General features: G+C 64.4%; 10 protein-coding genes. All 10 read right to left on the reverse strand.

Annotated features, from left to right (window positions below):
* Positions 1-1,853 (reverse strand): formate acetyltransferase (locus H5T73_12640; GenBank protein ID MBC7248609.1); only part of this gene is annotated, 1,853 nt, incomplete at its 3' end.
* Between the two features lie 711 nt (positions 1,854-2,564).
* Positions 2,565-3,875 carry a CoA transferase gene (locus tag H5T73_12645; protein ID MBC7248610.1) on the reverse strand — a complete coding sequence of 437 codons (1,311 nt, stop codon included), beginning with the start codon at positions 3,873-3,875 and terminating at the stop codon, positions 2,565-2,567.
* A gap of 295 nt (positions 3,876-4,170) precedes the next feature.
* Positions 4,171-4,515, reverse strand: a complete 345-nt coding sequence (locus H5T73_12650; GenBank protein ID MBC7248611.1) for a hypothetical protein — start codon at positions 4,513-4,515, stop codon at positions 4,171-4,173.
* A 121-nt stretch (positions 4,516-4,636) separates the two neighbouring features.
* On the reverse strand, positions 4,637-4,792 hold the full coding sequence (locus tag H5T73_12655) for a benzylsuccinate synthase gamma subunit family protein (GenBank protein MBC7248612.1): 156 nt from the start codon (positions 4,790-4,792) through the stop codon (positions 4,637-4,639).
* Between the two features lie 54 nt (positions 4,793-4,846).
* Positions 4,847-5,776, reverse strand: a complete 930-nt coding sequence (locus H5T73_12660) for a glycyl-radical enzyme activating protein (GenBank protein ID MBC7248613.1) — start codon at positions 5,774-5,776, stop codon at positions 4,847-4,849.
* 13 nt (positions 5,777-5,789) lie between these two features.
* A complete protein-coding gene (locus H5T73_12665) occupies positions 5,790-6,725 on the reverse strand; it encodes a glycyl-radical enzyme activating protein (GenBank protein MBC7248614.1) in 936 nt (311 codons plus the stop codon).
* Between the two features lie 97 nt (positions 6,726-6,822).
* The gene (locus H5T73_12670) at positions 6,823-7,002 is read right to left on the reverse strand and encodes a hypothetical protein (GenBank protein MBC7248615.1); all 180 of its coding nucleotides are present in this window, start codon (positions 7,000-7,002) and stop codon (positions 6,823-6,825) included.
* A gap of 3 nt (positions 7,003-7,005) precedes the next feature.
* A complete protein-coding gene (locus H5T73_12675; GenBank protein ID MBC7248616.1) occupies positions 7,006-7,230 on the reverse strand; it encodes a zf-TFIIB domain-containing protein in 225 nt (74 codons plus the stop codon).
* Positions 7,231-7,272: 42 nt separating this feature from the next.
* Positions 7,273-7,572 carry a hypothetical protein gene (locus H5T73_12680; GenBank protein MBC7248617.1) on the reverse strand — a complete coding sequence of 100 codons (300 nt, stop codon included), beginning with the start codon at positions 7,570-7,572 and terminating at the stop codon, positions 7,273-7,275.
* A 63-nt stretch (positions 7,573-7,635) separates the two neighbouring features.
* Positions 7,636-7,766, reverse strand: a 131-nt coding sequence (locus H5T73_12685) for a hypothetical protein (GenBank protein ID MBC7248618.1), incomplete at its 5' end; no start/stop codon positions are given.

The raw sequence follows: 7,766 nt of genomic DNA on the forward strand, positions 1-7,766 counted from the left end.
TTGAGGGCCTCGATGAGCTGGGCCATGGTGTACTTCTTCTCGTCGAAGACCAGCTTCTTGACCGCCGCCAGGCTGTCCCCCGTCTCCATCCAGGCGAAGAAGGTGATCCAGGAGTTGCCGCGCTCGCTGGGGTAAGCCGAATCCACGCCCTCCTCCACGCACCTCTCGTAGAGGCCGGAGAGCAGGGGACGCGGTGTGCCCATGGAGGCGACGATACGCCCGTTGCTCGTCATCCTGGCCATCATGTCCATCATCCACTTCACCTGCGTGTACCAGGCCTGGTAGAGCTCCTCGAAGGTCTCGAACTTGCTGGCGTCGCCGGTCTCGGGGCCCATCTGCATCTGCAGCACGTTGTCGAAGCCGTTGAAGAGGGCGTACTCGATGGCCTTGGCGGCGATGATGGTGGCGTTGGCCATGCGGAAGGGCTGGGCCCCCAGCTTGGTGTCCGGGCAGGGGGACATGCAGGCCTGGTGCACCCACCGCCGCGCCTCGCGCAGGGGATGCTTGTGCCAGTGCATGGCGTTGGTGATGAGGATGGGATCGTTGCGCATGGAGGGATATCCCAGCCCCTGCCTTATGCACTCGAAGACCTGCCTGAGAGTCTGCATGCGCACGCCCGGGTGGTAGCGGAAGGCGAAGGTGGGGTTGGCCACCCGCACCAGGCGCGCCGCCTCCAGCAGGCAGTCGGTCATGTCGTTGCAGGCGTCGGTGCCGTCCTCGTTAACGCCGCCTATGGTCCACACCCAGGTGCCGGTGATGCCCTGCAGGGTGTCGCGGGCCATCATGAGCCAGAACCAGCCCACCTCGTAGCAGCGGATGAGGAACTCGCCCACCAGGTCCAGCGCCTCCTCGCGCGTGAGGATCTTGTCCTGGTTCACGTCCTTCTCGTAGAAGGGCCCGTGCCAGTAGTCGGGGCGCGCCGGCCAGGCCCCCTCGCAGGCCTCGTAGCGGCAGGCGATCTGGATGAAGTGGTCGAACTGCAGGGACTCGTGCAGGTGCTCGGGAGGCCGCGCCGGGACCTTGTCGCAGACCTCGGCGATGCGCAGCAGCTCCTCCCTGCGCTTGGGGTCCTTCTCGAAGTTCTCGGCGATGATCCTGGCCAGGCGGCTGTAGCGCCTCGCCCAGCGGATGACCGCCTCGAGCACCACCTTCATGGCTCGCCAGCGCTCGAGCTTTTCCAGGTAATCCCAGTCCTCCGGTTCGGGCACCCCCCTGTAGAGCTTCTCCTCACCCTCCGCTATCTTCTCGTCTATCTCCGCGATGATGCCCTCCAGGCCAAGCCGGAACATGTAGTCCCACTGCTTGGTGGCGTAGCCGATGCGGTTATGCGGAACCCCCCACCCGATCATCCCGGTGGCAAGCTTGATGACGTCCTCCGGTGAGAAGAGGCTGAGGACCATGCGGGCGTTCCAGTAATCGGAGATCTCCCGGATGATGCGCAGGCTCTCCTCCTCCGGCTCCGGGATGACGGTGCGGTCGTTGTAGAGGTCCTCGTTGGTGAGGAAGAGCACCTCCGGGTGCCAGATGATGGTGTGGGGGCGGGAACCCAGGTAACCCACGATCTGCGCGTGGTCCTGGATGAAGATGGTGATATTGTCGAAGATGTTGGCCATGCCGTATGCGTATGCCGTGATGGGAAGCTCGTACTGGTGCTCGCGGAACCCCTCGGTGAAGAGGATGGCCCTCTCCAGGTCCACCTTCACCCCGGGCTGGTACCCCGAGCCCTTGGCTCCTTTCTTCCAGACCGCCTTGCGCAGGTAGTCAAGGCGCTTGGAGCGCTTCTGCTCCGCCCACCACCACCACTGTCCGCTCTTCTCGATCTCCTCGACGGTTCTCGTCTCTACGCTCGCCATCTCTTACCCCCTCCTTCACGACAACAGCCTGGTCCTCCTGGTGTTCGCCACATAAAACTACACCGGGCTATCCGTACGGTATCGCGATGCCCGTATCCCTTCCTCCATTCCCTTGCTTCCAGTGTCCCGATCTCCCGGCGTACTGCGAAGACAGGGAATGGAATATCGCCACTGGCCGTGCTGAGCCCGTAGCGCATTGCCCGTATGCGGATCTTGCGGTGAACGTTGCGGTTATCGCTGTTCCGTCGCCGGAAGCAAGCTTGCGCTCGCTCTCACTGCTCCGGTTACTGGTAAGACACTTCTGCCATATAGCAACGCTGTCAAGTAAACTCAAAATAAATATAAGTAATCGGCGCGTTACAGTCAAGCTGTTCGATCAGCCCATCCGATTGAGACCCTGGAAGACGAGACCCCCCTGTTCATTCGCGCCCCCACCAGCCCTTTGAGGAAAGGACAAGGGGTTTCTCGCATTCATACTTCCGAAAACACGCGTCATGACGGGCGGCATTGCGATTTTCCGTTCATGTAAGATCCCGCGGACTAGGGAAAACATCGTCTGAAACGGGGAAGGGACCCGCCATTGTCGCCACGTACTTTACCTTGCGGGAAAAAGCATTTTCAGCGGCTTATGACCAGAGCCCAAAAGGGGGCCTGCCCGTTGAGCGCTGGCCCCCCTTTTTCGCAAATGCCTGCCGTAGACGCCCCGGTCCGTTATTTTACCTCGGCCTTGTTGTGCTTGCCGAGGAACATGTCCCGCAGGGAGACGAACATCCTGTCGATCTCCTCCAGTTCCTCCGGGGTCTGCTCCTTGACGATCTCCGCGCGGAAGAGCTCCTCGATGCGCTCCTCGTCGTAGCCGAGGTAATCGCGGAGTATCTGGCGGGTGTGCTGGCCCAGCATGGGGGCGGGAAGGAATTCCTGCACGGTGTCGGAGGCCTTGATGGGGTTGCCGAGGGTCTTGTATTTCTCGCCCGTGGCCGCGTGCTCGATCTCCACCACCATCTCCCTGGCGAGCACCTGGGGATCGGAGAGGGCTTTGTCGATGGTGTTCACGGGGCCCCAGGGCACCTGGTAGGCATCGAGCAGCTCCGCCCATTCCGCCAGGGTCTTCTTCTCGAAGACCTCCATCAGGAAGGCGTTGACCTCGTCCTGCCGCTTGAAGCGGGTGGGGGCGTTGTTCCACATCATGTCCTCGAGAAGGTCCTCGCGCCCGATGGCCCTGAGCAGGTTCTGCGCGTGCCTCTCGTTGGGGCAGGCGACCACCAGCCACCCGTCCTTGGCCTTGTAGGCATGATAGGGGACAAGTGTCTCGTGCCCGCTTCCCTGGGGACCGGGGACGAGGCCACCCACCAGGTAATATTGCGCCAGGTAGGTGAGGAGGGAGACCTGGCAGTCCAGCAGGGCCACGTCGATGCGCCGCCCCTTGCCCGTTACGTTGCGGTTGTAGAGAGCGGCGATGATGGCGATGGCCGCGAAAAGAGAACCGGCCAGGTCGCCCATGGCCAGTCCCATGCGTACCGGAGGACGCCCCGGCTCGCCGGTGAGGCTCATGGTGCCCCCCCGCGCCTGCACGACGATGTCGTAGGCGGGTTTTTCGGAATCCGGGCCGGTATGTCCGTACCCGGAAAGCGACGCGGAGATGATGCGGGGGTTTATCTCGCGCAGCGTCTCGTAGTCGGCGCCTATCTTGGCGAGCACGGTGGGGCGGGAATTGTCGAAGACCACGTCGGAGACCTTGACCAGGTCGTGGAAGACCTTTCTGCCCTCCTCCGTGGTGAGGTCCAGCGCCAGGCTTTTCTCGTTGCGGTTGATTGCCAGGAAGTAAGCGCCGATGCCCCCCACGTGGTATTGGGCGGGGACGCGGGAGAAATCGCCCGCCAGGGCACCACCCTTGGGGTTCTCTATCTTGATGATCTCCGCTCCCAGGTCGCCCAGGATCATGGTGCAGTAGGGACCGGCCAGCACCGTTGACAGGTCGAGTATCCTGACCCCTCCCAGAAGGTGGTTATCAGGTGAGAACATCTTTTACCTCCTTTGTCCGGACCATGCCTGATGTTTTACGCGATACGTCCCCCTGCAATGAAGATCACGCCTTCTCGGATTTTTCCCCGGTGCCGCGACCTCCATCCGTAAATCGTGCCGTTGCGGACGAAAACGATTGACGCCTCCCATCATTTTCCATGGTTAACGAGTCGCCGTCAAAGTCAGGGAACGTCAAAATCAAGGATTCTCTTATCTGCAAGCACATCCTGCATGTTGGAAACGCGCAGGAACCGCCGGCGTCTCGTGGTCGACAAGCGCCTACGTGCCGCGGGCCTCACTGCGAAGCGGCGCGCTCCAGGCGCCGGATCTCCCGCTTCCTCTCCCGGATGTAGTCGTTGACGGAGTCCAGGTTCAGGCACTGGTTGAGGAAGGAGAGGTCCTTGAGGAGCTCCCGGGCGCGGGCGGTGTCCCCGCAGGCCAGGGCCAGCTCCACCTGGCGGGAGGTCTCCTTCGCCGTCTCCTCCACGTCGGCCCTGATGTCCTGGCGGTCGCAGATGACCGGGTTCTGGCAGCTGGGGCACTCCCGGAAGATGAGGGGTCCGCAGCACGTCACGTTCCCGATGTGGCGGAACTCCTCGCCCTCCCCCTCGTAGCCGCAGCGGTCACAGGTGATCCTCATACCTTCACCCCCTTGCAGGGATCCCCGGGAACGCGCGCTCGCGCGCGGGTCCCCCTTCTCCAGACCCCGCGCCGCGCGGGCCGCCCCGCACGGTGCCGGCCCGCGGCGGGCGGCGGGGAGGCTACTTCTTCTCGTAGTTCTCGCAGTCGGGGTCGTTGGCGTTATGGGGCTTGGCGGTGTAGTACTCGCTCTTGCCGTCCGATTCGCGGCGCACGCAGTCGCCCCGGCTGGGGTCCTCCTCCAGGGGGAAGAACCACTTGCAGTCCGCACAGCTCATCCTCGCACCTCCTTATCCTTTAATCCTTCTCTCGCTCTTCTTCTTCCCTTCCCCTCATCCCCCCACGGTCACCGTGAGGCCCCGCGCGGTGAAGATCTCCACGATCCCCCGCAGCCTCTCCTCCGGGTAGCCCTCCCCCTGGGGCAGGGGGTAGTCCAGCCCGAAGACGCGGTACTTGGCCCCCGCGTAGGGATGGTAGGGGAGGATGTCCACCTCCAGCTCCCGTCCCATCCCCTCCAGCTCGCGCACGAACTCCGCGCTGCGGGAAAGGTTCTCCTCGCCGTCGTTGAAGCCGGGGATGAGGGGCAGGCGCAGGCGCATGGGGACACCCCTCTCGGCCATCCTGCGCGCGTTCTCCAGGATGGCCTCGTTGGAGGCCCCGCAGTGGCGGCGGTGGGCCTCCGGGTCCATGTGCTTTATGTCCAGGAGCACGTAGTCGGTGACCTCGAGCACCCGCTCGAGCACCTCCCAGGGGGCGAACCCGCAGGTGTCCAGGGCGGTGTTGATGCCCCTCTCCCTGGCCGCGGCGAAGAGGGAGCGCGTGAACTCCGGCTGGGCCAGGGGCTCCCCCCCGGAGACGGTCATGCCCCCGCCGGAGTGCTTGTAGAAGACCTTGTCCCGCTCCACCTCCTCCATGACCTCCTGCACGGTCATGAGCCTTCCCCACACGATCATGGCCTGCTCGGGGCAGGCCTCGGCGCACCTGAAGCAGTCGATGCAGCGCTCCCTTCTTATGCGGGGGCGGCAGGGCCCCGCCATCTCTATGGCCCCCGCCGGGCAGACCTCCAGGCAGAGGCCGCACCCGGTGCAGTTGTTCTGGTAGGGGAAGACCTCGGGGAAGCGGCGGTTGCCCTCCGGGTTGTGGCACCAGCGGCAGTTGAGGAGGCAGCCCTTCAGAAAGACGGTGGTGCGGATCCCCGGGCCGTCGCTCAGGGAATAGAACTGGATGTCGTTGACGTAGCCCGCCTGCTCCGCAAGGCCCATGTCCCTCGCTCCCTCATCCCCCGATGGTGGTCTTGAGGCCGTGCTCCTCCATGATGTCGAGGAGGTCGTCCACCTCGCTCGTCGGCAGGCTCTGCACGTCCCGGTACTCCCACTCGCGCCCCAGCCAGCGGTACTTGTCCTGGCACCAGTTGTGGAAGGGGAGCAGGTCCACGCGCATGATGGACGGCCCCAGCTCGCGCAGGAAGTCCGCCACCTTCTCCATGTGCTCCGGGGAGTCGTTGAAGGCGGGGATGACGGGGATGCGCACGATGATCGCCTCGCCGCACTCCGCCAGGCGGCGCAGGTTGGCCAGGATGGGGGAGTTGTTCACCCCCGTGCGCATGACGTGCAGCTTGCCGCTCAGGCACTTGATGTCGTAGAGGAAGATGTTCGTGTAGGGGCGCAGGGAGTCCAGCACCTCCCACTCGCAGAAGCCGCTGGTGTCCAGGCAGGTGTGGATGCCGCGCTCGCAAGCCCCGCGCAGTAGCTCCCGCGTGAAGTCGGGGAAGGCGGTGGGCTCCCCGCCGGTCACCGTCATGCCCCCGCCGGAGTTGAGGTAGAAGGGCATGTCCCGCTCCACCTCCTCCAGCACCTCCTCCACCGTCTTGGGCTCGCCCACCCGGCTCAGGGCCCCGTAGATGCAGGCCTCCACGCAGCGCATGCAGCGGTCGCAGCGGGAGAGGTCGATCTTGTAGTAGTGCGCGTTCTCCTCCCGCCCCAGGGCGATGGGGGGCTGGATGGCCTCCTGGGGGCAGACGTCGAAGCAGCGGCCGCACTGCCGGCACAGGGACTGCTTCCAGTAGATCTCCGGGAAGAAGTGGATGCACTCCGGGTTGTGGCACCAGGCGCAGTTGAGCGTGCAGCCCTTAAGGAAGACGGTGGTGCGGATGCCCGGGCCGTCGTTTATGGAGTAGCGCTGGATGTTGGTGATCAAGGCCTCCCGGCTCATGTGCTCTCCCCCTCTTTTCCTCTTCCCCTCGTCCGCGCGGGGCCGCGCCGCATGCGGCAGGCGCGGCCCCCACGGCGATGGTCCCCCTTGCGCGCGGCTAGCCCTTCTCCTTCTGCAGGGACTTCTCCGCCCTCTCCTCCTCGAGCTCGTTCACCACCACCCAGCCGTAGCACTTGGGGCACTCGCGGTAGGCGGTCTCCGCGTCCAGGGTGGTGTTGTAGAGGTAGCGGAACTCCGACTTCACTCCCTCGTATCCACAGCTCTCGCACTTGACCACGGTTCATACCTCCCTTTTCTTCCCGGTGAACTTCCTGCCCCAGACGTCGCTCAGGCCCCAGGGCGGGGAAGAGGGCTCCTTCTCCTCCGCCTCGAGATGGTCCACGACGAAGAGCCCGCCGCAGGTGGGGCACCGCCTGAGGGAGGTGGGCCCCACCTCGTAGGCCGGAGCTACGTAGGCGAATTCCCCCAGGGAACCCGCGTGGCCGCATTCGGGACAGGCTACCATCTTCTGCCAGGCAAGTCCCTCGCGCGCTTCCTCGCCGTCCCCCTACTTCTCGTGCAGCTGCCTCTGGGGACGGAACTGGGGATCCCACATGAACTCGCTGGTGTCCGTCCGGATGCGGTCGATCTCCGCGAACTGCTCGCACGCGGACGCGTCGGTGTTGTCGAAGACGGGCTTATTGAACGCACCATCCTTGATCACCGCGCAATACCCGTCGCCCGCCGCCGAGGCGGAGTTCTGCCGGAAGTGCTTGCACATGGCGCAGGCCTTCTCGGGCATCTCCCGGCGCCCCTTGCTGATGGTCCCCTGGATCCATTGCTGGCGGATCTGTTCCCAATCCGTCATGCCACTACCCCCTTCGCTCATCGAGCCCAGACGCTTACACCTCGATTATATGACCCCGCGCGCTCAGGTACCAAGCTCCTGCACGGTGCGGGCGATGATGGTGTCCTGCGTCTTCTTGTTGAGGTCCACGAAGTGGGCGCTGTAGCCGGCGATGCGCACGATGAGCTCGGGGTACTTCTCGGGCTCCTTCTGGG

It is taken from the genome of Actinomycetota bacterium, assembly GCA_014360655.1.
Taxonomy (GTDB): Bacteria; Actinomycetota; Geothermincolia; order Geothermincolales; family RBG-13-55-18; genus JACIXC01.